Raw genomic sequence first — 25077 nt, 5'->3', positions numbered from 1 at the left:
GGGGAAGAGCTTACGTGTATTTTTATCGTGATGATTAAATTGTTCCTTATGGCGGCCTGATCTTTAATTAGTTAGTACGACCATACTTGACAAATAATTACAATTTAATTCAATTATTAGAATTTATAATCCATACGGCCGATAAAACCGTATGTATAGTGTACATTTAACATTCCATCCAAATTGTTTGCTCAGGTAAAGAATTTTGGAAATTCCCATAGACCATTAGCTCATCATAAACTTAGGTGATCACTGCTCTGTGCTTAAATTAATTTTATGATAGTCATTTTTCTTTTTTTTATAGCTCACTGGTTTTTATCCCTATTTTTTCAAACCTTTTTTCAACACAGATATGCATCGCACAGGATGTTTACCATGACTAAAACATGGGAACGGATATTCTATATTTTAGCTTATATCTGTGAAGGAGCATCATTCCTAAACCCGAGAGCTTATGCGATGATGCATAGGGAACATCATGCTTACAGTGATACTGAGAAAGATCCCCATTCTCCTCATTTTTTCACAGATGTATTCCAGATGATGAAAGCTACGATTATCACATTCAGAGATCATTTGAAGCGCAGCAAAAATGTTGAAGATCGCTTTGAAGGTTATTATCCTGAATGGCCTATAATCGACAGAATAGGTTCCTCTATTGCTTCGAGGCTTATGTTTGGTGCTTTGTATACATGGTTTTATATTGAATTTGTACCTGCAGGTTCTGAATGGCTGTATCTGCTTTTACCCGTTCATTACATGATGGGCCCTTTACATGGCGCTATCGTTAACTGGTGCGGTCATAAATACGGCTACTCTAATTTCGATAACAACGACAAATCAAAAAATACCACACCCTTTGATTTCCTGATGCTCGGTGAGCTTTTTCAGAATAATCATCACCGCTATCCTAATAGCGCCAATTTTGGTAACAAATGGTTTGAAATTGACCCCGTTTATCCGGTTATGAAACTGATGCATATGTTGAAAATCATTAAGCTGCGGAAATCTTATTGACGGGAATCAAGAGTGCCTTTTTACCGCAGACTACCGTTTTGCTAATTATTCAACCCAGCCAGACTATCATCAAGAATCTTGATTTTGGATAAAGCGTCGTCTTTCTTGCGCCTCTCATTCTCTACTACGGTAGCATTGGCATTCTGAACAAAACGCTCGTTAGATAATTTTGCTTCAACAGATTTTAGAAAACCTTTTAGGTAATCGAGTTCTTTTTCAAGTCGTTCTTTTTCCGCGTCAAGGTCTAAACTGTCAGCCAGAGGTACGAAAAACTCATCCGTACCTGCAATGAAGGATGCAGCACCAGAAACCTTTTCATCAACCATCCCTAAATCGCCGATATTTCCAAGCTTCGAGATAATATTCAGATAGTTCTTGTATTCTATCGTCGAATTAGCTTTGATAGCTAAAGTCAGCGATTCTTTAGGTGATATTTGCTTTATATTCCTGATGTTCCTGATCTCAGAAACCGCCTGTTTGATAATTTGGACATCTTGTAAAAGTCCGGAATTTACCATACCAGCTACTGGATATGGTGCAACTATACAACATTCACGCTCTGCCCGCACACCGAAAAGTTCGTCATGCCAAAGCTCTTCTGTTAAAAAAGGCATGAATGGATGAAGAAGCTTAAGAATTCTTTCGAAATATTGGATTGTTATCTGATAGGTTTCTGAATCGATTGGCTGCTGATAAGCAGGTTTGATCATTTCCAGGTACCATGCACAGAAGTCGTCCCAAACCAGTTTGTAAATCCCCATCAGAGATTCCGAGAGCCTGTACTGTTTGTAGTTGTCCTCAATTTCCGTCAGGGCCTGATTAAATGAAGATTCAAACCAGGCGATCGCCTGTTGGTTTGTATTTGGAAGCTTATCATCCACCTCAAAACCTTTTACAAGGCGGAAAGCATTCCATATTTTATTGGCAAAGTTCCGGCCTTGTTCGCAATATGCTTCGTCGAACATCAAATCATTTCCAGCAGGAGAACATAAAAGCATTCCTACTCGCACACCATCCGCTCCATATTTTTCGATGAGATCAATTGGATCCGGAGAATTGCCAAGCGACTTAGACATCTTTCTGCCCTGCTTATCTCTCACAATCCCTGTAAGGTACACGTTTTTGAAGGGTGCCGCACCGCGAAATTCATGTCCTGCCATAATCATTCTGGCTACCCAGAAAAAAAGAATTTCAGGAGCCGTTACCAGGTCGTTGGTAGGATAATAATACTTGATGTCTGCGTTCTCCGGGTCTTTAAATCCATCAAAAACCGATATGGGCCATAGCCATGACGAAAACCAGGTATCCATTACATCGTCATCCTGGCGCAGGCTGCCTTTAGGAGATCCGGGAAACTGAAGAGCGAATTCCGCTTCAGCGTCACTTTCTGATTTCGCTACAACCCACTCCCCTTTTTCATTATACCAGGCTGGAATGCGTTGCCCCCACCAAAGCTGTCGGCTAATACACCAATCCTTTACATTCTCCATCCAGTGACGGTAAGTATTATTGAACTTCTCGGGAATAAGTTTAATCTCGCCATTCAAAACGTAGTCGAGTGCCGGGCCTGACATTTCCGACATCTTACAAAACCACTGCAGCGACAATTTAGGCTCAATAGCAGAATCAGTACGTTCAGAGAATCCAACTTGTGATTTATAATCTTCCACTTTTTCCAGACAACCCTGCTCTTCAAGCATCAGGACTATTTTTTTTCTGGCGGCAAAACGGTCCTCCCCAACAAGAATTACCGCGTTTTCGTTGAGAGATCCATCATCATTTAAAATATCTATTACAGGAAGATTATGCTTTACTCCAAGCTCATAATCGTTGAGATCGTGGGCCGGTGTAACCTTTAAGCAACCTGTACCAAACTCCATATCAACATACTCGTCTTCAATTACAGGAATTTCCCTCCCAATCAAAGGGATAATGACCTTTTTTCCTTTGAGGTGGGTATACCTGCTATCATTAGGATTAATACATATCGCCGAATCAGCCATGATAGTCTCCGGTCGTGTGGTAGCGATTACAATGTGGTCGGAAGTCGGAGGTGGAAGGTCGGAAGTCGGAGGTCGGAGGTCTGATACTTGATACTTAATATAATAAAGTTTCTGGTTTACTTCTTTGCGGATAACTTCTTCATCTGAAACTGCGGTCTTCCCTTTTGGATCCCAATTCACCATACGGATCCCGCGGTATATCCAGCCTTTCCTGTACAAATGGATAAAAGTGTCGATAACTGCTTCTGACAGGTCTTCTTCCATTGTGAACCTGGTGCGATCCCAATCACATGATGCCCCGAGCTTCTCAAGCTGTTTAAGGATAATACCGCCATATTTATCCTTCCATTCATAGGCATGGGACATAAATTCTTCACGGCTTACATCTTTCTTATCAATTCCTTTTTCTGTCAGCATGGCAACCACTTTGGCTTCTGTGGCAATTGAAGCATGATCGGTACCGGGAACCCAACAAGCATTTTTACCCTGCATGCGTGCTCTTCTGATAAGCACATCCTGAATAGTGTTATTGAGCATATGTCCCATGTGTAAAACTCCGGTAACATTTGGAGGGGGTATTACTATGGTATATGGTTCACGATCATCAGGCACAGATCGAAAAAATTTCATATCGAGCCAAAATCTATACCACTTGTCTTCTGTTTCTTTTGGGTTATACGTTTTTGGAAGGCTCATTCTGAGTAATGCAATTAGTGTGCAAGTTTACTCAATTAAGCTTTCATTCCCGAATAGATTTGAGCGAAATGTAAAGCAAAACAAGCTAAAAGAGCATTAACGGGAGATAACTTTATAAAAATTTTATGGACTCCATACAATAAAATCAGCAATCGATAGTTTAATATATCACTAACCAAACAGTGATTGAATCCATCTTATTTAAGCGTGATCTTAAAATTATGTACTGATGAAATTTAGCCCAAATTTCAAGCTGACCACATTTCTACTGGATTATTTACGATTAGGCCGGATACTTTACTGGTTTAATAAATAAATCCGGGCTTCTTTTTTCCATCTCCGGCATAATACTGTTAATTTAACGGTCTGAATTTCAATTAACCAACCAATTATATTATGAATAATAATTTTTTAAAAGTAGTGCTGTTTGGGGCAGCCAGCGTTTTTGCATTTACCGCCAGTGCGCAGCATGATTCTCCCGCAAAAAAGAAAGTTAACTTCATTGATAAATCCAACATGGACCTCACTGTCAAACCCGGTGAGGACTTTTATACCTACGCAAGTGGAGCCTGGATCAAAAATAACCCGGTGCCATTAAAAGAAACCCGTTGGGGAAGTTTTAACCAGCTTCGCGATTTTAACATAAATGCTGTAAAAAACATTTTAGCTGAATCTGCCAATAGTAAAGCTCCTGCCGGCTCCATCGAAAAGCGTGTTGGAGATTTTTACACAGCTGGAATGGACAGCATTACTATTGAATCGCTTGGCTATACTCCAATTAAAGCTGACCTTCAAAAAATTGCAGATTTAACGGATATAAATGGGCTTGTAAAACATGCCGCGGAAATGAGAACTTATGGAGTCGGTTCACCCTTCTTCAACTTTTTTATCGGCCAGGATCGGAAATATGTTAAAAACATTGTGCCGCAGCTGAGTCAAGGCGGGACTACACTTCCCGATAGAGACTACTACCTGAAAAACGATGCACGCAGCACACAGATTCAGCAAGCTTACAAAAAATACATCGCTACGTTGTTTAGCCTAACGGGAACTCCCGAAGATGAAGCTAAAAAAAATGCTGAAACAGTTTTCAATTTTGAAAAGAAACTCGCAGAGGCACAAATGAGCAGAGTTGAAATGCGTGATCCTTATAAAACATACAATAAATTTTCAGTTGCAGACTTTGCTAAAACTACATCTAACTTAAACTGGCAAAATCTTTTGCCGCTGATGAAAGTTTCAGGTCAGGATACTTTACTGGTAGGATCACCAAAATTCTTTACCGAACTAAATTCGGCAATTGGCAGTACTTCTGTAAATGACCTAAAAACCTATTTACAATGGAACCTGCTCAAGGGCTCAGCACCTATGCTAAGTTCTGAATTTGTGAACGCAAACTTTGCTTTCACTCAAGTAATCAGCGGCCAAAAAGTTCAGACCCCGCGCTGGCAAAGAATGTCATCCCTAACTGATGGAACTGTAGGTGAACTTTTGGGACAATTGTATGTAGACAAACATTTCAAACCTGAAGCAAAAGCCAGAATGCAAGTGCTAGTAAGTAACCTTGTCAAAGCTTATGAAATAAGAATCAGGAATCTGGACTGGATGAGTGATATCACGAAACAAAAAGCCCTGGATAAACTTCATGCTTTTACACCTAAAATTGCTTATCCAGATAAATGGAAGACATACGAAGGCTTAGATATAGATCGCAAGTCATTCATCGGCAACCTTAGAAGTGCCAGTACCTGGGCATACCAGGATATGGTAAATCAGTTAGGCAAGCCTGTAGATAAAACCAGATGGGGAATGACCACGCCTACCGTTAATGCATACTACAATCCGGTAAATAACGAAATAGTTTTCCCTGCAGGGATACTTCAATTTCCTTTCTTTGATCCCGATGCAGATGATGCGGTCAATTATGGCGGAATTGGCGCGGTTATCGGACATGAAATCTCCCATGGATTCGATGATTCAGGCAGCCAGTACGACAAAGACGGCACATTGCGCAATTGGTGGACGGAAGAAGACTTGTCCCGATTCAAAGCGAAATCCAAAGCGCTGCAGGAGCAATATGACGCATATACTGTTCTCGATACAATACATGTGAACGGAAAGCTCACTTTGGGTGAAAACATTGGTGATCTTGGCGGATTAAATGCTGCCTATGAAGCTTTCAAAATGACAAAGCAAGGTAAGAGTGGTGAGAAGATAGATGGATTTACTCCGGATCAGCGCTTCTTTTTATCCTGGGCACAGGTTTGGAAAGGTAATATCCTGAATGAAAGCGCGGCGCAGTTGATCGTTACCGACACCCATTCGCCTGGTCCTTACCGTACCATTGGAGCACCGGTTAATATGGACGCCTGGTATAAAGCGTTTGATGTAAAGCAAGGAGACAAATTATACAAAAAGCCAGAAGACCGCATCCGCATCTGGTAATTTTCGCAATATTCTGTAAAAGCCCTACGTTTGTGTAATTTCAAGTGCAGGGCTTTTTCATGATATCTACAATGAACATTGTTGACATAATTCTCATCATCGTAATCGGCCTTTCCGCATATAGTGGATGGAAAAAAGGCTTTATCGAATCTGCATTTGAATTGACAATCTGGCTCGGAAGTTTTCTTCTGGCATTTTTAATGTCAGCATTAATACTTCGGCTTTTTCTATTATTTGACATAAGCGGTATCTGGGTAAGGCCAATCTTTTTCATTGTCCTGCTTATATTTTTCAGTCAGGGTATTTCGAAATTAGGGGACCGTTTAACGAAAAATACGTCAGATGAGGTTCATTTTCACTGGGCTAATAAATTTGCTGGTCTGATCCCCGGGTTTTTTTCAGGAATTGTTTACGCAACGCTAATCTCCTTTTTCGCATTATCATATCCTTTAGGTAACCTATCGCAAAGAACAAAAGACAGCAATTTTGCCACTCGTCTAAACCAGAAAACCAGGTGGCCTGGTAAACTCTTATCTGAAATGGCTGCTGATATTGGGTCCGGTTCGCCGAATAATTTCACCGTACACACTAAAGGAAGTGAAGTTGTGTCCCTACCGTTCAGGACCAAAAATCCCAGGCCCAGGCCCGATCTCGAGATCAGAATGCTGGATCTGATTAACAATGAACGCAAAAAAGCGGGCCTGAATTTAATAGCCTTTGACTCGAAACTCGCACAAGTAGCCGTAAAGCATTCTTTAGATATGCTTCAAAGAGGCTACTTCTCCCATTATACTCCAGAAGGAAAAAGTCCTTACGATAGGATGAGGAAAGAAAGAGTGAGATTTAGAGTTGCAGGTGAAAACCTTGCCCTGGCCCAGACTCTTCAGTCGGCTCATGAGGGTTTAATGGAATCTCCCATTCATAAAGCCAACATTTTGCATAATTCATTTAAGCGTGTGGGGATAGGTATTCTGGATGCCGGAGCAAATGGAATTATGATCACGCAAAATTTCAGAAACTAAAAACACAATATTTGACGTTGATTAGTAAATTCATTACCACAGAAACATATTTTTAATTTTACATATGATATCACTAATTCAAATATGCGGAGGATGAGATACGTATTCTTAATTTCAATTGTTTTCTTTGCAATTGAAATTAAGGCTCAAACGATGGATTCTGAATTCAAACTTCTGCTAGATAGTATCTATGATCGTAATATCCCCCAGGTGTCGGTTGAAGAGTTCATCCAGCTGAATAAAAATGATTTATTTGTTCTTGATATTCGGGAAGAGGAAGAGTATGTAGTCAGCCACCTTAAAAATGCACGTCATGCAGGGTATTTTTGGTTCGATATGCGAAAAGTATATGACATACCCGAAAAGGCCCAAGTCGTTTTATATTGTTCTATTGGCATCCGCAGCGAAAAGATTGCTCAAAAATTGATTACTGCTGGTTATAAAAATGTTTATATCCTTTATGGTGGAATATTTGAATGGGTTAATTCCGGGCAGCCAGTCTACAAATCGAACGGAGTTCAAACTTCAGAAATCCATACCTATACAAAAAAATGGGCAAGGTGGGTTGAAAAAGGAACCCGGGTGAATTAATCCATATTGTATAAATCACTTTATGTACCCGCTTTTAAGCTTTGCAGTTACTTCAGATGGCTCGAAAACACTCTTTAATTCGGAGGTAGGCGAGCATTACCACTCGCGTCATGGCGCGGTGCAGGAAAGCAAACATGTATTTCTTGAATCAGGACTTAAATATTTCCTGCCAGAAGAGCCGGAAAAAGTGTCTATCCTGGAACTCGGATTTGGTACCGGATTGAATTTTCTGTTATCTGCGGAATATTGCAATTCAGTTAAAGTCGAATTGGAATATACTGGTATTGAGGCATATCCTTTAAATTCTGACCTGATATACAAAACCGACTACAATCACTATGTTTCACCTGAAGTCTGGAATGCCTTTACTCTGAATTATCAGCGGGCCTTAAAAGAGGAAATTAATCTTGGCTCTTTTTGTAAATTAGAGATCGCCTGTACTAAACTATTAGAATTCCAGACGACCAAACTTTATGATGTTTTATATTTCGATGCCTTCGCAGCAATCCACCAACCTGAAATGTGGAACGAGGAAGCATTAACTCATACAAGCACATTCCTGAGACCCGGCGGTGTTTTCGTCACCTACGCAATTACGGGTAATCTAAAAAGGACTATGAAAGGGCTAGGATTTACAATTGAGAAAGTTCCGGGTGCTCCGGGAAAGCGTGAAATGCTGAGAGCGGTTAAATTATAGACGGCTTTACCCTGTTAAAAACAAAATCTTATTTTTGAGTCCAAATTACTAAGATGCCCGCAAATATTATCCCTTCCCCAGGCACTAATCCGGCCGAATCTTTTGAGCGCTTGTTAACCATTATGAACACTTTGCGTGATCAATGTCCCTGGGATAAAAAACAAACGATGGAAACGCTTAGACACCTAACCATCGAAGAAACCTACGAATTGTCTGATTCCATACTTGACGGAGATATGGATGAGATAAAAAAGGAATTGGGCGATCTCATGCTCCACCTGGTATTTTACACGCGCATAGCTTCTGAAACTAATCACTTCAATATGGTTGATGTTTTAAATGGAATCTGTGATAAACTAATCCATCGTCATCCTCATATTTATAGTAATGTAATAGTAGAAGATGAAAATGATGTGAAACGGAATTGGGAGCAACTAAAGCTTAAAGAAGGAAACAAATCAGTGTTGGGTGGTGTGCCAATCTCCCTGCCAGCGCTTGTAAAAGCATCCAGGATTCAGGAAAAAGCCCGGGGTGTTGGGTTTGACTGGGATAATAAGGAACAGGTTTGGGAAAAAGTTGAAGAAGAACTACAGGAATTCAAGGCAGAATTTAACACATTCGAAAATATACCGGTTGACAAGGAAAAAGCAGAAGCTGAATTTGGTGATCTCCTGTTTTCACTTATAAATTATGCGCGCTTTATCGACATTAACCCGGAAGATGCTCTGGAGAAAACCAATAAGAAATTTATAAAACGCTTCCAATATCTGGAGGATAAATCTAAGGATTTAGGAAAAAGCTTAAAAGATATGACTCTGGCCGAAATGGATATTTTCTGGAACGAAGCCAAAAAGATATAAGGTTCAAGGAATAATCTTAGCTGTCTGGTTTCGTTTCCAGTTTGTCCGGTTAAAATTGAATCTCAATAAAACATCTTTTTATGCTTTTCATTGAATGTTTTTTGCGGATTTTTTAAAGCAATCCGCTCCCTATAAAAATTCAGACAGGCTTGACCCCGAAGGTGGTCACCTGTTTATAGAAGAATTCTTTCTAGCCATCATCTGTTTGCGCTTTTCACGACCCCGAATACCACAGAGGTTTCTATTTAAAGCTAATCGCTTTTAATGGCGATATCCTGGTAACGAGTAATGAGGGGATCAGTAAAACGATAATGCTGATGAATAAAGTGCCAGCGTTTAAAAGTATTACATCCTGAAGTTCAAGTTGTACTGGCACAAAACTGATATAATAGGACGCCTGATCAAGTTCAAAAAAATGAGTCTCAGACTGAAAATAACTAAGTCCAGCACCCATTAAATTGCCCAATAATAAGCCAAAAGCGATAAGGTAGGCGGCGTTATAAAGAAAGATCTTCCGTACCTCCCAATTAGTGCTACCCAGAGCTTTCAATATGCCGATCATATTAGTGCGTTCCAAAATCATAATTAATAAGGCAGAAATCATGTTTATGACCGCTACTGCCATCATCAATATCAGAATCACCTGGGTATTTACATCCAGCAGTGAAAGCCATTCGAAGATTGTTGGGTAATATTCTTTAACAGAATAAGATCGCAATTCAATATCAATATTATCATAAATTGAATTTGCCGTTTCATCAAGGTCATTAAAGTTTTTCACTCTGAGTTCGTAACCCCCGACTTGTGAATCATTCCATTTATTCAGGCTACGAATCAGACCAATATCTCCTATAACAAATGTCTTATCAACCTCCTCTACTCCCAGACTATATATTCCAGAAATTACAAACTTCCTCTTGCGAAGCGAATTTTCTATAAAATACATGAGAAATTCATCGCCAACTTTCAGGTTCAGGCGGTCGGCTGTATATTTTGAGATCAGGATTTGGCTTCTTGATTTCACGCTGTCGGAAAAGTCGATTACCTTTCCATCTATGAGCGTTTTTTTAAAATAATCCCAATTGTAATCGCGATCAACGCCTTTTAATACAACGCCCTCAATTTCATCATTCGTGTTAATAATTCCCGGCTTCGTGGCGAAGGGCTGGGCATGATCAATGTTGGGGAGCGAAAGAAGCTTCTTGAGCTTGTCCTTTGTGAAAACAAAAGGTGAGTTTTCGTAAGAGCTGTTCAAATCCAATTTGGATATTTGGATGTCTCCCGAGAATCCTCTGACCTTTTCGCGGATCTCAGATTTAAATCCCTTCACAATAGCTACCGAAAGAATCATTACTGCCAGTCCAAGCATTATTCCAAGAATTGCAATGCGCACAATTAGCTTTGAAAAAGTGCGTTTGGAATTAAATGTGATTCGCTTTGCAATAAACAGGGGAAGATTCAAGAGAGAATGGTTTAAGATGCAATTCCAAAGATGCGTATTTAGGGACATACGACAAATTCCAGGGATAAATTGTTTTTTAGCTCTAATTTAGCGGGAACCGGCTGAAAGCTGAAATCAGGATGTCGGAGCATGTCGTCTAATTACTACCTACTAAATACTAACTACTAACTACTAAATGAACATCATCTTCATGGGCACGCCCGATTTTGCTGTAGCATCCTTAAAAGCCCTGTTAAATAATGGGTGTAATATAGTGGGGGTTGTTACTGCCCCTGACAAGCCGGCCGGCAGAGGACAGAAGATTAACGAATCAGCCGTAAAAAAATATGCAGTTGAACGCGGATTAAGAGTCCTTCAACCTACCAAACTTAAGGATGAAGCGTTTCTCCATGAACTTCGTTCGTTGAATGCCGATCTACAAATAATCGTTGCATTCAGAATGCTGCCCAAGCTAGTTTGGAATATGCCTGAGAAGGGAACGATTAATTTGCATGCCTCACTCCTTCCTCAATATCGTGGTGCTGCTCCTATTAACTGGGCGATAATTAACGGAGAGAAAGAAAGTGGTGTGAGTACCTTTTTCTTAAAGCAGGAAATTGATACCGGCGACCTGCTTTTTTCAGAGCGCGTGGGAATCGATCAAAATGATACAGCCGGCGATCTTCATGATAAGCTTATGGAAATGGGTGCTAAGCTTCTTCTAAGGACAGTCAAGGCGATTGCAACAGGGAAATATACTGAAAAACCGCAGGTTGCCGAAGATGGTCTGAAAACCGCACCTAAGATTTTCAAAGAGGATTGCCTCATAAACTGGGACCAGCCGGTAGAAAAGGTATTTAATTTTGTTCGGGGCCTAAGTCCTTACCCCACATCTTATACTCATCTGAACGAGAAGATAATGAAAATTTTTAGTGCAGAAATGGAGAAGACTTCAACTACATTGGAGCCTGGGGCTTTTGTAACCGACAACAAAACATATTTAAAATTCGCTTGTACTGATGGATTTATATCCGTTATGGAGATACAACTCGAAGGCAAAAAGAGAATGAAAGTTGACGAATTTCTTCGGGGAGTTAAATTGTAATTAGTAATCAGTTGTCGCTGGTCAGTGATCAGCATGCCTGAAGATAATCAGTGTATTGATACCCGCGCACCATTCCTGTTTACTATTTGCTATCTTTTCAAGATTTGCTATTCCCCCTACAGGAGGTTTAGTTTTTCGTTCAAAAACCTGGAAACTTCATTAAAATATCTCTTATTATTATATCCCATAACCCACTGAATCCCACGGGCAGCGTTGGTAAGAAATACCTCATCTGCCGCATTCAGTATATCAGGGCTTATTTGGGCTTCTACCAGTTCAATGCTGTTTTCTTTGGCCAGTTTTATTATTACCTGTCGCATTACGCCTGCAATACAACCCTCACTGAGAGCTGGTGTGTAAAGTTTTTTGTCGTAAACGACGAAGACGTTACAACTCATTGATTCACAGAGAAAGCCATTGTTATTTAAAACCATGACCTCATCCAGTAAATTTTGATTCTTAAAAATGCCCGCCAGAACGTAAATCAATGAGTTACATGTCTTTAAGTTAGAAAGAATATTTACGGGCTTTGTTATTTCATCGTATACATCAATGATTAGACCCTTTTCATTCAGTTTGTATGTGCTATCAGTTAACTTCGATGCTTCGAGCACATAAGCCATATGATTGGCAGAGGGGTTGTAAAAGCCTTCCCCATTACGAAATGCAGTAAGTCTAACCCTGGCGTCCAGACCGGTCTTGTTTCTCCGGACAAGCTCATCAACCTTTTCACCGATGAACCAGGTATCGACATGTGACCAGGAATCCATTTTTAATAACCTGAGTCCTTTCCTTATACGTTCACTATGGAGTTCTGCAAACATTAATTTACCATTCAGCAACCTCATTGATTCGAAAAGGCCATCGCCGTATTTAAATCCACGATTTGCAACTGTCAGTAATTGTTGTTCAGATGGAACAATTTCACCATTGAAATTAATAAACTGTTTAGTCATGAATTATTCTTTAATATAATTTCGCCACTTTTCCAGAACGGAACTGAAGTCATTTGGAAGAGGAATTTCGAAATGAATGAACTTCCGCGTTGATGGATGAATAAATCCAAGAGACTTGGCGTGCAGTGCTTGTCTGGGCATTAACTCAAAACAATTTTCTACAAACTGCCGATATTTATTAAATATTGTCCCCTTAATAATCCGGTCGCCCCCGTAGGTGCCGTCATTAAACAAAGGATGTCCAATATGTTTCATGTGGGCCCTGATTTGATGAGTACGGCCCGTTTCAAGCTGACATTCAATCAAAGTGACATAATTAAAGCGTTCTATCACCTTATAATGAGTTACTGACCACTTCCCCTGGGTTTCATCATTATACACCGCCATAATCTTCCGATCTTTCATACTCCTGCCAATATATCCTTTTACCGTGCCTTCGTCTAACATATCGCCCCAGACCAATGCAAGGTATTTCCGGGTGATCGAATGATCAAAAAATTGCTTAGCCAGAAAGGTTATAGCCCATTCGTTTTTACTGACAAGCAATAGCCCTGAAGTATCTTTATCGATGCGATGTACCAGACCTGGCCTCCCTTCATTTCCTGGCAATTGCGGAAGTTGCCTGACGTGATGTACAAGCGCGTTTACCAGAGTCCCGGTATAATTATTGAAACCTGGATGGACAACCATGCCCGGTGCTTTATTGACGAGGATCACATCATCATCTTCATAAATAATATCAATTGGTATATCTTCCGGATAAACTTCTGTATCCCTTGGAGGATGGGGTAATACCAGGGATATCACATCCAATGGCTTAACTTTATAGCTCGCTTTTACAACTTTTTCATTAACTAAAACATTCCCCGCATCAATAGCATTCTGAATGCGGTTGCGTGAAGTATTTTCTGTGCGGATGATAAGAAATTTATCTAATCGTAAAAGCGACTGCCCTTTGTCCACCACAATCCGCAAATGCTCGAAAAGATCCTGCTCATCTAATTCCTGGACGTCATTTTCCTCAGTCATCCCGCAAAATTAATTCTTTAAGATGAAGAAACGTGTATAAACAAATGCCATAATTTGTCGGTCAGATTTTTCTGATTGAAAAATTTCAGACCATTTAAACTTAAATTAAGTAACTTTATTGGTATAAAGTTAACGGTGAATTAAAATTGTGTTCCAATGAAAAGAATCTTTAATATCAGAATAGCTTTTGCCTTATTAATCACTTTTGGTGCTTCCGGGGCATTGGCGCAAAGCGATGTTTCAAACTTGATTAAATCAAGCCCAGCCGATGCTGCGAAACTTGCACAAGCATATTTAAAACCACTTTTCAAGGGACTTGGAACTGGTCTAAATACTGGCTGGAACAATACCGCACATTCGAAGAACCTGCTCCGTTTTGATCTCCGGTTTGGATTGACCGGTGCAATCGTGCCTCAAAGCGACGAATCATTTAACGTTACCAATATTGGTTTATCTAACAATATCCGTCCGACAAATGCAGGCCGGGTTATTACCCCATCTTTTGCCGGCAATAACAATCCCGGTGTTGAAATGGGAGTATACGATTCTTCTAATAGATTACTTGAACGATTTAATATGCCTGAAGGAACTGGAATCGGTATGATCCCTGCGCCGCAATTACAAGGCAGTATCGGTTTACCAAGGGGACTTGAGTTTACTTTGAGAGCGATGCCCAAAGTAAATCTGGGCGATAATGTCGGTGCGATAGGCATGTTTGGAGGGGGATTAAAGGTGGAGGTCCTGCCATTGATTTCAGGAATTATTGATAAAGTGACACCGATTGATATAGCTGTAGCATTAGGATACACCCAATTCAATTTTAGTGTGCCTTTGGATGTTCCTGCTCCGTCGGGATCAAGCGGTCCATCAGCAGATTTTTCAAACCAACGGATTGAAGCACAATTTTCAGGTATTAATACAGAGCTTATTGTTTCGAAAAGAATACTAGTGTTTACGCCTTTTATAAGTTTAGGTTATAATACCTCCAAAACTGATGCAGGTTTAAAAGGGAATTATCCGATTGTTACAGGAGCCGATGTTCTTTTAAGACCTACATACACCGTCTTTACAGATCCGGTAAGTATAAAACAAACTGATATCAATGGCTTCCGGACGAATATTGGCTTTCAACTCAACCTTGCTTTTTTTAGGATATATGGGTCGTACAGTATGGCTGAATACAATGCCTTCAACGGAGGAATAGGATTTGGGCTTGGTAAATGAGCGAATCACCTCTTGATGGACTTACAATTACATAGTCCCATAGAACAGATATTTGATCCCCTTTTTACCGAAAAAAAAGTAGAAATATTTGTTAAGCGGGATGATATGATCCATCCGTTTATTTCCGGAAATAAGTGGAGAAAACTTAAGTATATCCTTTCAAACGCAGAAAGTCTCAACAAAAAGCACCTGATTACATTTGGTGGAGCTTTTTCAAATCATCTTCTTGCAACTGCTTGCGCTGCAGCCAGGTTCGGCTTTAAAAGTACGGGCTTCGTTCGGGGTGAGAAAGTTCAAAATGACATCCTTATGCTTTGTCAGCTCTTCGGGATGAAACTTTTATTCACCGACCGACTGTCATACCGGGAAAAACACTCATTATATACTGCGCACTTTCAAGACGATACCGATGCAATCTTTATTGACGAAGGCGGAGCAGGCGAACTCGGTGTAATGGGTTGTGCCGAATTGGTTCATGAACTTCCAGAAAATTATGATCATATATTTTGCGCGGCGGGAACGGGGACCACAGCTGCAGGAATAATCAGGAGTATTGACGGCCAGACAGTAACATCACATGTTCACATAATACCTGTATTAAAAGGGGGCAGTTTTATTGGAACAGAAATAAAAAAATACACTAATAATAAATTTATACTGCACCCCGGGTATCATTGTGGAGGATACGCCAAAACCACTCCAGAACTCCTCACATTCATTCAAAACTTTTGTAAATTAACTGGAATTCTTATAGAACCTGTGTACACCGGGAAAATGTTTTTTGCATTATACGATCTGATTCAAAAAGACCAATTTTTGGCGGGCAGCAAAATCCTGGCCATACACACGGGAGGGCTCCTGGGCATTCTGGGTATGTCATCAAAATTCAATCTAAATTCCTGATTTTAGGCAGAAAATGCCCTAAGAGTTAAATCATGCAACGATCATAATTTTTCCAGCCTGCCAGACGTTTGTTTAAAAAATAGGTTTAAACTGTTTAAACCTATTTAATAGAAAAAACGCATCTGAAACATCCAAATTTGCTGATTTGTGCCGTTTATTTTATTTTTGAGTTTAAATAAATCGTGATGTATAAATTATCAGTATCTCCAGAACAGGTTAATGAAACGCTCCGGAAACATATTCTGGCAGACGGATTTGACCTCACCTTTGATATGGAAAAAAGTAACGGGGTTTATATTCATGATTCCAAACACGACCGTACCTTACTTGACTTTTTTACATGTTTCGCATCGGTGCCACTGGGTTACAATCATCCGAAAATGGTGAATGACGAGGAGTTTAAAAAGAACCTCATGCTGGCGGCGATGACTAATCCATCAAACTCAGACATTTATACTACCCAATACGCCCAGTTCGTGGACACCTTCTCAAGAGTTGGAATACCAGACTACCTGCCGCACGCATTTTTTATTGCCGGGGGTTCATTGGCGATTGAGAATGGATTGAAGGCTGCTATGGACTGGAAAGTTCAAAAGAATTTTCAGAAAGGTTACACCCGAGAAAAAGGCTTCCAGGTTATCCACTTTGAGAAGGCCTTTCACGGACGTTCCGGCTACACCCTGAGTCTAACCAACACAGCACCTGATAAGACAAAATGGTTCGCCAAATTTGACTGGCCACGGATAAGCACACCTGCAATAAAATTTCCCTTTACAGAAGAAGGATATAAAGATCTTAAAAAAAGGGAAGCCTTGTCCATAGCACAAATTAATCAGGCTTTTGTTGACAACAAAGACGATATATGCGCAATAATTATAGAACCTATTCAGTCGGAAGGCGGCGATAACCACTTCAGACAGGAATTCCTTGAACAATTAAGAGAAATATGTGACGAAAATGAATGTTTCTTAATTTATGATGAGGTACAAACCGGAGTTGGGCTCACCGGAAAATTCTGGGCGCATGAGCACTTTGGTGAAAAAGCTCGCCCTGATGTACTTGCTTTTGGCAAAAAGATGCAGGTATGCGGCATACTTGCAGGAAAGAAAGTAGATGAAATCGAAACCAACGTTTTCAATGTCCCTTCAAGGATAAATTCGACATGGGGCGGTAACCTTGTAGATATGGTAAGATCGACCCGTATTCTTGAAATTATCGAAGAAGATAATCTCATTAACAATGCCGCCATTACAGGTAGCTACCTTCAGAACGCTCTGCACAAAGTTGCTGAAAACTACGAGGTCGTAACTAATGTCCGTGGTCTTGGCTTAATGACTGCCTTTGATTTCCCAACCAAAAGTATGCGCGACAAGTTTATTTCAAATGCAATGGCCGAAAATGTCATGTTCCTTGGCTGCGGAGATAGAACGATCCGTTTCAGGCCAGCACTGATAATGAATGAAGAGCATATTGATAAAGGATTGGAAGTGTTGAAGAAAGTAATCGCTCAGTAGTTATTCTTACTGATTACCTGTTAATCTACCTCAACTCAAACAGATCATCCACACCCAGTAGCTTTCTGCTGGTGAATCCTTCTGCGTGAACTGCACCGATCGATTTGCCGAATTCACGTGAACGTGCCTCGATAGCTTTTAGAAAATCAGGTGAGGAGATATAAGTATGTTGCTCGTCGTCGTCTGGATTAGTGAATTGTGTTTTAAAAGCATGAATACATTCCAGCTTCCTTTCCCAAAAGTCTGTTATATCGACTAGAATATCAGGATTTATATACCTGTCTTGAATATATTGTAAGAGCAAAGCTGGACGAAAAGCAACCTGTTCGACTCCACCATAAACTGTTTTTACTTTAGCAAGGCCCGAAAGAAATAACGCATCATACACCAGATCAGCCCCTCTTCCATGATCAGGATGCCGGTCGTATAATGCATTACATAAAACGATCTGAGGCGTATACTTTCGGATCATTTCTATAATCCTGAGCTGATGCTCTTCATCATTCCTGAAGAAGCCATCTCGCATTCCAAGATTTTCGCGAGCATGCAGTCCTAATATTTTTGTAGAAATTGCAGTTTCCAGGTCACGTGTTTCGGCAGTACCCCTGGTTCCAAGTTCGCCACGGGTTAAATCAATAATACCGACTTTCCTGCCGGCAGCGATATGTTTCATTATCGTACCGGAACAGCCTAATTCAGCATCATCTGGGTGCACTGCAAATACGAGGATATCTAACTTCATAACAGCTTATTCTTCAATAATTTAATGACTTGCTTTTTAATACGTCCAGAATTTGGTTTAGTAAATGGATAGAAAAAATCTACCACCTCCCCTTCGCGATTAATGAGATATTTATGAAAATTCCACCTTGGAGCTGCCCCAACTCGTCCATTCTCCTTCTTATTCGCTAAAAATTTATAAAGGGGGTGGGCATATTGACCTCTAACCCTGATTTTCTGAAAAACATCGAAATGAGTATCGTAGTTTATTTCGCAGAAAGAAATGATTGATTCACCTTCCAGAGGTTCTTGCCCGCCGAAATCATTAGATGGAAAAGCCAGGATATTAAAAGTATCGCTGCTAAATTCATTTCTTAAGTCTTCCAGATCTTTTAATTGAGGTGTGAAACCGCATTCAGAGGCAATATTCACAATAAGAAGCACTTTATCCTTGTAGTCGATTAGTTTCCGCTCCTCTCCATTCATGCAGGAGACGGTAAACTGGTAAATAGACTTATCTGTCATAGATTATACATGTAATAACCCGAAGACTGTATTATAGCTTCGATATCACGGTCCTCCTGCGGATCGTATTCATTTTTTAGGTTATTACCAAAGATACGCGCAACAGACTGATAAAAGAAGGCTGTAAATCCGCCCTTCATTTCTTTTAGGAGATCGTAACTGCTGTTGCCAGTTTCGCGGTCAATTAATTTTATTAAGATACCTCCCTGCGTTATAGTCAAATTTTTAATTTCACGATTAAACATTGCCTTAATTTCCCCTTCAAAAGCCTTTACTAAAATCCTCTGATCCCTTTTGTTTTTTGCTTTGGCAAGGTCGGTTTGCAGAATCTGGTATCGCTGACGTGCAAACATCGCATACGGCATAACCTTAAGTACGTTATATCTCAACCTATTAAATTTCGCCTTTTCGAGAGGTGATTTAAAAATTCGGGTGTCTATAATAATAACTTCAGGAAGTCCTATCCATGGAATAAGCTCGTCATTGACGTTGGTGACTGCAACGCGTATTGTATCTCTAATACCTTTTATGGTGGGGTCGTTCTTATACTGGGCAAATGCCATTTTTGACATCGAAACCACACAAAGAATTACCAATAGCTTAAAAAATTTCATAAATTTATACGTTGCAATTTACAGCTAATATTTTATATAAATTAATACTGTATACCTACTTAAAGTAACCCATTAAGTATGCTAAACGTTTTAATTTCGTTAGCTATTGCATTAAGATGATGAATCCGACATGATTAAAATAAACATTAAACACACGGAGGAATGTTTATTTTAATCATCAAAGGTTCCATCCGGCAAAAAAAACAATAAATAAACGGATGAAACCATCGTGATTGGCCAAAACCCGCAGGGGGATCACTATCAAATCACGATAGCCCTGCCTGCCGGCAGGCGGGTTCATCGCCGCTAAAAAGCGATAAACAAACAGATGAAAGAACTTGTGATAGATCTGGAAGCGGAGAAGAAGGAAATTCTCAAAAGGTACCGTGCATTACTCCGGGCATGTAAATCAACCATGCAAAAAGGTGATAAGCGTATGATTCGCCTTGCCTTTAATATGGCTTTGGAAAGTCACCAGGACATGCGTCGTAAATCAGGTGAACCTTATATCTACCACCCTATTGCTGTTGCTCAAATAGCCGCCGAAGAAATCGGACTAGGTACGACGTCTATTGTTTGTGCGCTCCTGCATGATGTAGTCGAAGACACCGATATTACTCTGGAGGATATCGAACGTGAGTTCGGGAAAAAAGTAGCAAAAATCATTGACGGCCTGACTAAAATTTCAGGCGTATTTGACTATAACAGCTCTTTGCAAGCAGAGAATTTCAGAAAAATGCTCCTAACTCTGGCTGATGATGTTCGTGTGATCCTTATAAAACTCGCTGACAGACTGCATAATATGCGTACGATGGATTTTATGCCTCGTGATAAGCAGCTGAAAATATCGTCAGAAACAGTGTATTTATATGCACCGCTGGCTCACAGGCTGGGACTTTATACATTAAAGTCAGAACTTGAAGACCTTTCCATGAAATTTATGGAACCGGTAACTTATAAATTTATAGCCCAGCAACTGAATGAAAAAAGGGCTGAGCGTGAGAATTTCGTTCGTGATTTTATATCTCCGATCAGTGAAATATTAAATGAGCAGGACCTTGAGGCTGATGTGTATGGCCGGCCAAAATCGATTCACTCGATTTGGAGCAAGATGCGGAAGAAAAATATTCCTTTTGACGAAGTTTATGATCTGTTTGCAATTCGTATCATTCTAAACAGCAAACCCGAAAACGAAAAATCAGATTGTTGGAAAGCATATTCTATCGTAACAGATCTTTACCACCCCAATCCTGACCGTTTACGCGACTGGATTTCATCGCCCCGGGCAAACGGGTACGAGTCACTTCACACTACTGTTATGGGGCCCAGAGGCCAATGGGTAGAAGTGCAGATCCGAACTACAAGGATGAATGAAATCGCTGAGAAAGGTTTCGCAGCACATTGGAAATATAAAGAACCCTCAGCAGACAGTGGCACCGACAGCGGCCTTGACCAGTGGATTCACAAGGTGAGGGAAATGCTTAACAATCCCGAATCTAATGCATTGGATTTCCTGGATGATTTCAAGATGAATTTGTTTTCGGACGAGATTTTCATTTTTACACCAAAAGGGGCGTTGATACAGTTACCAGTTAATGCTACAGCACTTGACTTCGCATTTGAAATTCACACCGACATCGGCGCCAGCTGTATCGGCGCTAAAGTAAATTATAAGCTAGTTCCTTTATCTTATAAATTACAGAACGGTGATCAGGTAGAAGTAATAACGTCCAGCAAGCAATCGCCAAAAGAAGACTGGCTAAGTTTCGTAGTTACTGCTAAAGCGAAATCAAAAATTAAATCTTCCCTTAAAGAAGAAAAGCGTAAGATAGCTGAGCAAGGGAAGGAAATTCTTGAGCGGAAACTTAAATCGCTGAAAATCACCTATAAAACTGATAATCTCTACAAATTAACTTATTATTTCAAGCTACCTTCCACGCTTGATCTTTTTTTCAATGTAGCTAAGGGATTGATTGATCTCAAACAACTCAAAGAATTCGTTGCATCAGAAAAAGTTATCGAGAATAAACCTGAGCGCCCTGAAAATCTCACACCTGAACAGTTCACTAAGAGAACGAAATCTGATAACGATACTTTGCTGATTGGAGAAGACTTGCAGAAAATTGATTATAAACTTTCTACTTGCTGCAATCCGATTCCGGGAGATGATGTATTTGGTTTCGTAACTGTTGGTGACGGAATTAAAATTCATCGTACAAACTGCCCGAATGCAACGAAATTAATGTCGAATTATGGTTACCGCATTGTCAAAGCAAGGTGGAACTCCCAAAAAGAACTGGCATTTTTAACCGGTCTTCGAATTATCGGGATTGATGATGTTGGATTGATAAACAATATAACAACAGTCATCTCCGGAGATTTCAAGGTAAATATGCGCTCCATTACGGTAGACACAAACGAAGGTATGTTCGATGGATCAATTATGGTTTACGTGAACAATACTGCGCATCTCGACAACATGATCGCTAAACTCAAAATGGTGCCTGGCGTAACTTCGGTTATACGCTTTGATTCCCAACCACAGGATCTTGTCAAAGCTTCCTGAATTAAATGAGAATAATCTTAATATTTTGGATAAATTTGGAGGTCATTTAACCGCACTATGCCCGGACGAGATACTATTGCGCTGGTAATAAAAATTTTTGAAGCCTATCTTGAAAATAAGAGCCTGAGGAAAACCCCCGAACGCTATGCAATTCTTGAGGAAATATATTCGCGAAGTGACCATTTCGATGTGGAATCGCTGTATATCCATATGAAAAACAAGAAATACCGGGTAAGCCGGGCGACTGTTTATAACACCCTTGAGCTTCTGGTCTCCTGTGATCTTGTAACAAAACATCAGTTTGGCAAGAACATGGCTCAGTTTGAAAAATCATATGGGTATAAACAGCATGATCATATAATTTGTATTGATTGCGGAAAAGTGGTTGAGTTTTGTGACCCTCGGATCCAACAAATTCAAAGCATGATGGGTGATCTCCTCAAGTTCGAAATTAAGCACCATTCGTTAAACTTATATGGTAATTGCGGACGTCTCAAAGAAGGTAGCTGCGAATCATATGCAAATAAAAACTAATCTTCTTACCATACTACCTTAATTTATATAATGACAATTGATGTATTGCTAGGCCTCCAATGGGGCGACGAAGGAAAAGGAAAGATTGTGGACGTCCTGTGTCCTCAATATGATTTAATTGCCCGTTTTCAGGGTGGCCCCAATGCAGGCCATACTCTGGAATTCGACAACCAGAAATATGTATTGAACACTATTCCTTCAGGAATATTTAACAATAATGTCATGAACCTTATTGGAAATGGTGTTGTTATCGATCCGATCATTCTAAAAAGGGAACTCGATAACTTAAAGAAAAATGGCTTTGACCCGGTAGCTCGGAAAAAACTAGTGCTCGCAAGGAAAGCTCACTTGATCTTACCTACCCATCAATTGCTTGATGCTGCTTCTGAAACCAAAATGGGGGCGGATAAAATTGGCTCGACTCTTAAGGGTATCGGACCAACTTATATGGATAAAACAGGACGAAACGGGCTTCGGGTTGGAGATACCATGCTTGCTGATTTCCGTGAACGTTATAACAAACTAGTTAATAAACACCTTTCAATCCTATCTCATTACGGAGAAATTCCTGACTTTTCGGAAAAAGAGACAGCTTTCTTCGAAGCTGTAGAATTATTGAAGACCATACCTCAGGTAGATAGCGAACATTTCGTAAACCAGTATCTTAAGGAGGGTAAAAAAGTTCTCGCCGAGGGTGCTCAAGGAACAATGCTTGATATTGATTTCGGCTCATACCCTTTTGTAACCTCTTCAAACACAACTTCTGCCGGAGCTTGTACAGGCCTGGGGGTTGCGCCAAAGAGTATTGGAAACGTAATAGGTATTTTTAAAGCATATTGTACCCGTGTGGGCAGCGGTCCTTTCCCAACCGAACTTGAAAACGAAACTGGAGAAGAACTTAGACGGATTGGCCATGAATTCGGTGCCACAACAGGGCGTCCCCGTCGTTGCGGATGGATTGACATTCCTGCTCTTAAGTATGCTATTATGCTAAACGGCGTTACAGAACTTGTTATGACCAAAGCAGATGTCTTAAGTGGCTTCGATACAATATATGCATGTACTAGTTATAAGTACAATGGCGAGACCATCGATTATATGCCATATGATATTCATGCCATAAAGCCAGAACCGGTATTAGAAGCTATTCCGGGATGGAAAGAGGATCTTACAGGAATTAGGGAAATCCATGAAATTCCTGCGAAACTTTGTGCATATATTTCATACTTGGAGAAACATCTTGAAGTTCCGGTAAAATACCTCTCTGTAGGGCCAGACCGCGTGCAGACTCTTATTTTGAGTTAGTTTCACGAAGAGATAAAATTATACTTTATATAGTGCCTGTACCTCAAGTTTTTATCACTTCTGATCTGGATACTTTTAAAGTAAAAGCACTTCTTTGGGCAAACACTTTTAAAGATGTTTGTTATTTTGATTCTAACCATCACGACGATCCTTATTCCGTTTTTGATATTTTCATAGCCGCTGGAGCAAGCGAAAAATTAACTCTCGCGGCAGGAAACGCGTTCAAACAACTGGAAGATTTTCTAAAAGATCATACAGGCTATATCCCGGGATACTTATCGTATGACTTAAAAAATGAGCTTGAGAGTTTAGAATCGAATAATCCAGACAAACTGAACTTCCCCGACCTCTATTTTTTCATACCCGAGAACACGATACTTATCAAAGGGGATGAAGTGCAGATCCATGGTACTAATCCAGAAGGAACCTGGGAAATTATTAGTAATTACATGATACCAATTCCAACTGTTAGTCGCCCCGTTAATATAAGTTCCCGCTTCACCAGAACTGAATACGAGCAAACAGTTACTGAAATAAAGGGACACATCCAGCGGGGAGATATCTATGAGATAAATTTTTGTCAGGAGTTTTATTCTGACGATGCAGAGATTGATCCCCTCAACACGTTTTTAAGGCTGAATAAAATCTCTCCTACCCCGTTTTCGAGCTATCTGAAGCTCGACCAGCATTATATTATTTCTGCAACTCCGGAGCGATTCTTAAGCCGAAAAGGACAAAAGCTGATTTCGCAACCTATCAAAGGCACTTCAGCACGCAATTCCGATGTACAGAAAGATGAGGAGCAGAAAAAGAACTTACAAGCCGACGAAAAAGAATTAGCAGAAAATGTAATGATAGTGGATCTGGTAAGAAATGATCTTACTAAAAGCGCGAAGCCGGGGACCGTTAAGGTCGAGGAGCTGTTTGGTCTATATAGTTTCAAGCAAGTCCATCAGCTGATCTCGACTGTTGTTTGCGAAAGAAAGGAAGGACTGTCTAATACCCAGATCATCGCAAATACCTTCCCTATGGGTTCTATGACAGGCGCTCCTAAAATAAGCGCTATGATATTAGCCGAACATTATGAAAGAAGTAAAAGAGGAGTCTATTCGGGAGCTGTAGGATACTTCGGACCAAACGGGGATTTTGATTTCAATGTAATAATCAGAACTCTGCTTTATAATAATGAAAATAAATATTTATCCTTCCATACCGGAGGAGCAATAACTTTCGACTCTGACCCCGCACTTGAATATGATGAATCCTTACTGAAGGCAGAAGCAATAATAGAAGTTTTAAGAGAATAAAAA

Annotated in this window: 21 protein-coding genes; 14 read left to right on the top strand and 7 right to left on the bottom strand. The window is 40.1% G+C overall.

Annotation, left to right across the window (positions count from 1 at the left end):
* Window positions 1-279: 279 nt before the first annotated feature.
* A complete protein-coding gene (locus ACLL8Z_RS08895; protein WP_411274423.1) occupies window positions 280-1017 on the top strand; it encodes an acyl-CoA desaturase in 738 nt (245 codons plus the stop codon).
* A 41-nt stretch (window positions 1018-1058) separates the two neighbouring features.
* Here the strand turns inward: ACLL8Z_RS08895 and ACLL8Z_RS08890 are convergent, their stop codons facing one another.
* Window positions 1059-3716: a valine--tRNA ligase gene (locus tag ACLL8Z_RS08890; protein ID WP_411274420.1), complete on the bottom strand. Its 2658-nt coding sequence runs from the start codon at window positions 3714-3716 to the stop codon at window positions 1059-1061.
* A 396-nt stretch (window positions 3717-4112) separates the two neighbouring features.
* Between ACLL8Z_RS08890 and ACLL8Z_RS08885 the strand changes: the two genes are divergently transcribed.
* From ACLL8Z_RS08885 to mazG, 5 genes are all read left to right on the top strand, one after another.
* Complete coding sequence (locus tag ACLL8Z_RS08885; RefSeq protein WP_411274419.1) at window positions 4113-6161, top strand: M13 family metallopeptidase; 2049 nt, start codon at window positions 4113-4115, stop codon at window positions 6159-6161.
* Between the two features lie 71 nt (window positions 6162-6232).
* On the top strand, window positions 6233-7183 hold the full coding sequence (locus ACLL8Z_RS08880; RefSeq protein ID WP_411274418.1) for a CvpA family protein: 951 nt from the start codon (window positions 6233-6235) through the stop codon (window positions 7181-7183).
* A gap of 93 nt (window positions 7184-7276) precedes the next feature.
* Window positions 7277-7774: a rhodanese-like domain-containing protein gene (locus ACLL8Z_RS08875; protein WP_411274417.1), complete on the top strand. Its 498-nt coding sequence runs from the start codon at window positions 7277-7279 to the stop codon at window positions 7772-7774.
* A 22-nt stretch (window positions 7775-7796) separates the two neighbouring features.
* Window positions 7797-8471, top strand: a complete 675-nt coding sequence (mnmD, locus tag ACLL8Z_RS08870; RefSeq protein ID WP_411274416.1) for a tRNA (5-methylaminomethyl-2-thiouridine)(34)-methyltransferase MnmD — start codon at window positions 7797-7799, stop codon at window positions 8469-8471.
* Window positions 8472-8524: 53 nt separating this feature from the next.
* Complete coding sequence (gene mazG, locus ACLL8Z_RS08865; RefSeq protein ID WP_411274415.1) at window positions 8525-9331, top strand: nucleoside triphosphate pyrophosphohydrolase; 807 nt, start codon at window positions 8525-8527, stop codon at window positions 9329-9331.
* 241 nt (window positions 9332-9572) lie between these two features.
* Here mazG and ACLL8Z_RS08860 read toward each other — a convergent pair whose 3' ends face one another.
* Complete coding sequence (locus ACLL8Z_RS08860) at window positions 9573-10793, bottom strand: ABC transporter permease (protein WP_411274414.1); 1221 nt, start codon at window positions 10791-10793, stop codon at window positions 9573-9575.
* Between the two features lie 175 nt (window positions 10794-10968).
* Between ACLL8Z_RS08860 and fmt the strand changes: the two genes are divergently transcribed.
* The gene (gene fmt / locus ACLL8Z_RS08855) at window positions 10969-11877 is read left to right on the top strand and encodes a methionyl-tRNA formyltransferase (protein ID WP_411274413.1); all 909 of its coding nucleotides are present in this window, start codon (window positions 10969-10971) and stop codon (window positions 11875-11877) included.
* Between the two features lie 116 nt (window positions 11878-11993).
* Here the strand turns inward: fmt and ACLL8Z_RS08850 are convergent, their stop codons facing one another.
* Together ACLL8Z_RS08850 and ACLL8Z_RS08845 are read right to left on the bottom strand one after the other, a co-directional pair.
* Window positions 11994-12833, bottom strand: coding sequence for an aminotransferase class IV (locus ACLL8Z_RS08850; RefSeq protein WP_411274412.1), 840 nt, complete (start codon window positions 12831-12833; stop codon window positions 11994-11996).
* Between the two features lie 3 nt (window positions 12834-12836).
* Window positions 12837-13862, bottom strand: a complete 1026-nt coding sequence (locus ACLL8Z_RS08845; protein WP_411274411.1) for an RluA family pseudouridine synthase — start codon at window positions 13860-13862, stop codon at window positions 12837-12839.
* A gap of 156 nt (window positions 13863-14018) precedes the next feature.
* Here ACLL8Z_RS08845 and ACLL8Z_RS08840 point away from each other — a divergent pair, with 156 nt between their 5' ends.
* The 3 genes from ACLL8Z_RS08840 (at window position 14019) to lat (ending at window position 17503) form a co-directional block, all read left to right on the top strand.
* The gene (locus ACLL8Z_RS08840) at window positions 14019-15086 is read left to right on the top strand and encodes a DUF6588 family protein (RefSeq protein ID WP_411274410.1); all 1068 of its coding nucleotides are present in this window, start codon (window positions 14019-14021) and stop codon (window positions 15084-15086) included.
* Window positions 15087-15101: 15 nt separating this feature from the next.
* The gene (locus tag ACLL8Z_RS08835) at window positions 15102-15989 is read left to right on the top strand and encodes a 1-aminocyclopropane-1-carboxylate deaminase/D-cysteine desulfhydrase (protein WP_411274409.1); all 888 of its coding nucleotides are present in this window, start codon (window positions 15102-15104) and stop codon (window positions 15987-15989) included.
* Between the two features lie 185 nt (window positions 15990-16174).
* Window positions 16175-17503 (top strand): L-lysine 6-transaminase, encoded by a 1329-nt coding sequence (lat, locus tag ACLL8Z_RS08830; protein WP_411274408.1) that lies wholly within the window; start codon window positions 16175-16177, stop codon window positions 17501-17503.
* Window positions 17504-17528: 25 nt separating this feature from the next.
* Here lat and bshB1 read toward each other — a convergent pair whose 3' ends face one another.
* Genes bshB1 through ACLL8Z_RS08815 form a run of 3 tightly spaced genes read right to left on the bottom strand, consistent with a single transcriptional unit; the run spans window position 17529 to window position 19362 of the window.
* Entirely contained in the window at window positions 17529-18245 is a 717-nt protein-coding gene (bshB1, locus tag ACLL8Z_RS08825; protein ID WP_411274407.1) for a bacillithiol biosynthesis deacetylase BshB1, read from the bottom strand.
* Complete coding sequence (locus tag ACLL8Z_RS08820) at window positions 18242-18748, bottom strand: glutathione peroxidase (protein ID WP_411274406.1); 507 nt, start codon at window positions 18746-18748, stop codon at window positions 18242-18244. The genes bshB1 and ACLL8Z_RS08820 overlap by 4 nt, the downstream gene beginning before the upstream one ends.
* A complete protein-coding gene (locus ACLL8Z_RS08815; protein ID WP_411274405.1) occupies window positions 18745-19362 on the bottom strand; it encodes a DUF4294 domain-containing protein in 618 nt (205 codons plus the stop codon). The genes ACLL8Z_RS08820 and ACLL8Z_RS08815 overlap by 4 nt, the downstream gene beginning before the upstream one ends.
* Before the next feature lie 328 nt (window positions 19363-19690).
* On the opposite strand from ACLL8Z_RS08815, the gene ACLL8Z_RS08810 reads away from it, so the two are divergent.
* Genes ACLL8Z_RS08810 through ACLL8Z_RS08795 form a run of 4 tightly spaced genes read left to right on the top strand, consistent with a single transcriptional unit; the run spans window position 19691 to window position 25074 of the window.
* Window positions 19691-21928, top strand: coding sequence for a RelA/SpoT family protein (locus ACLL8Z_RS08810; protein ID WP_411274404.1), 2238 nt, complete (start codon window positions 19691-19693; stop codon window positions 21926-21928).
* Between the two features lie 57 nt (window positions 21929-21985).
* A complete protein-coding gene (locus ACLL8Z_RS08805; RefSeq protein WP_411274403.1) occupies window positions 21986-22462 on the top strand; it encodes a Fur family transcriptional regulator in 477 nt (158 codons plus the stop codon).
* Between the two features lie 30 nt (window positions 22463-22492).
* On the top strand, window positions 22493-23767 hold the full coding sequence (locus ACLL8Z_RS08800) for an adenylosuccinate synthase (RefSeq protein WP_411274402.1): 1275 nt from the start codon (window positions 22493-22495) through the stop codon (window positions 23765-23767).
* A 32-nt stretch (window positions 23768-23799) separates the two neighbouring features.
* Window positions 23800-25074, top strand: a complete 1275-nt coding sequence (locus tag ACLL8Z_RS08795; RefSeq protein ID WP_411274401.1) for an anthranilate synthase component I family protein — start codon at window positions 23800-23802, stop codon at window positions 25072-25074.
* Window positions 25075-25077: the final 3 nt, after the last annotated feature.

The sequence above is a fragment of the Daejeonella sp. genome, assembly GCF_046590655.1.
GTDB lineage: Bacteria > Bacteroidota > Bacteroidia > Sphingobacteriales > Sphingobacteriaceae > Daejeonella.
The sequence above is the reverse complement of the archived record's forward strand: the minus strand, read 5'-3'. Positions and strand labels throughout refer to the sequence as shown.

Coding starts and splice junctions, on each gene's coding strand:
- ACLL8Z_RS08815 (WP_411274405.1), bottom strand. CDS start 19,362: ATGAAATTTTTTAAGCTATTGGTAATTCTTTGTGTGGTTTCGATGTCA.
- ACLL8Z_RS08845 (WP_411274411.1), bottom strand. CDS start 13,862: ATGACTGAGGAAAATGACGTCCAGGAATTAGATGAGCAGGATCTTTTC.
- ACLL8Z_RS08805 (WP_411274403.1), top strand. CDS start 21,986: ATGCCCGGACGAGATACTATTGCGCTGGTAATAAAAATTTTTGAAGCC.
- ACLL8Z_RS08840 (WP_411274410.1), top strand. CDS start 14,019: ATGAAAAGAATCTTTAATATCAGAATAGCTTTTGCCTTATTAATCACT.
- fmt (WP_411274413.1), top strand. CDS start 10,969: ATGAACATCATCTTCATGGGCACGCCCGATTTTGCTGTAGCATCCTTA.
- ACLL8Z_RS08890 (WP_411274420.1), bottom strand. CDS start 3,716: ATGAGCCTTCCAAAAACGTATAACCCAAAAGAAACAGAAGACAAGTGG.
- ACLL8Z_RS08885 (WP_411274419.1), top strand. CDS start 4,113: ATGAATAATAATTTTTTAAAAGTAGTGCTGTTTGGGGCAGCCAGCGTT.
- ACLL8Z_RS08850 (WP_411274412.1), bottom strand. CDS start 12,833: ATGACTAAACAGTTTATTAATTTCAATGGTGAAATTGTTCCATCTGAA.
- ACLL8Z_RS08875 (WP_411274417.1), top strand. CDS start 7,277: ATGAGATACGTATTCTTAATTTCAATTGTTTTCTTTGCAATTGAAATT.
- ACLL8Z_RS08880 (WP_411274418.1), top strand. CDS start 6,233: ATGAACATTGTTGACATAATTCTCATCATCGTAATCGGCCTTTCCGCA.
- ACLL8Z_RS08820 (WP_411274406.1), bottom strand. CDS start 18,748: ATGACAGATAAGTCTATTTACCAGTTTACCGTCTCCTGCATGAATGGA.
- ACLL8Z_RS08800 (WP_411274402.1), top strand. CDS start 22,493: ATGACAATTGATGTATTGCTAGGCCTCCAATGGGGCGACGAAGGAAAA.
- ACLL8Z_RS08835 (WP_411274409.1), top strand. CDS start 15,102: ATGGACTTACAATTACATAGTCCCATAGAACAGATATTTGATCCCCTT.
- mnmD (WP_411274416.1), top strand. CDS start 7,797: ATGTACCCGCTTTTAAGCTTTGCAGTTACTTCAGATGGCTCGAAAACA.
- bshB1 (WP_411274407.1), bottom strand. CDS start 18,245: ATGAAGTTAGATATCCTCGTATTTGCAGTGCACCCAGATGATGCTGAA.
- lat (WP_411274408.1), top strand. CDS start 16,175: ATGTATAAATTATCAGTATCTCCAGAACAGGTTAATGAAACGCTCCGG.
- ACLL8Z_RS08810 (WP_411274404.1), top strand. CDS start 19,691: ATGAAAGAACTTGTGATAGATCTGGAAGCGGAGAAGAAGGAAATTCTC.
- mazG (WP_411274415.1), top strand. CDS start 8,525: ATGCCCGCAAATATTATCCCTTCCCCAGGCACTAATCCGGCCGAATCT.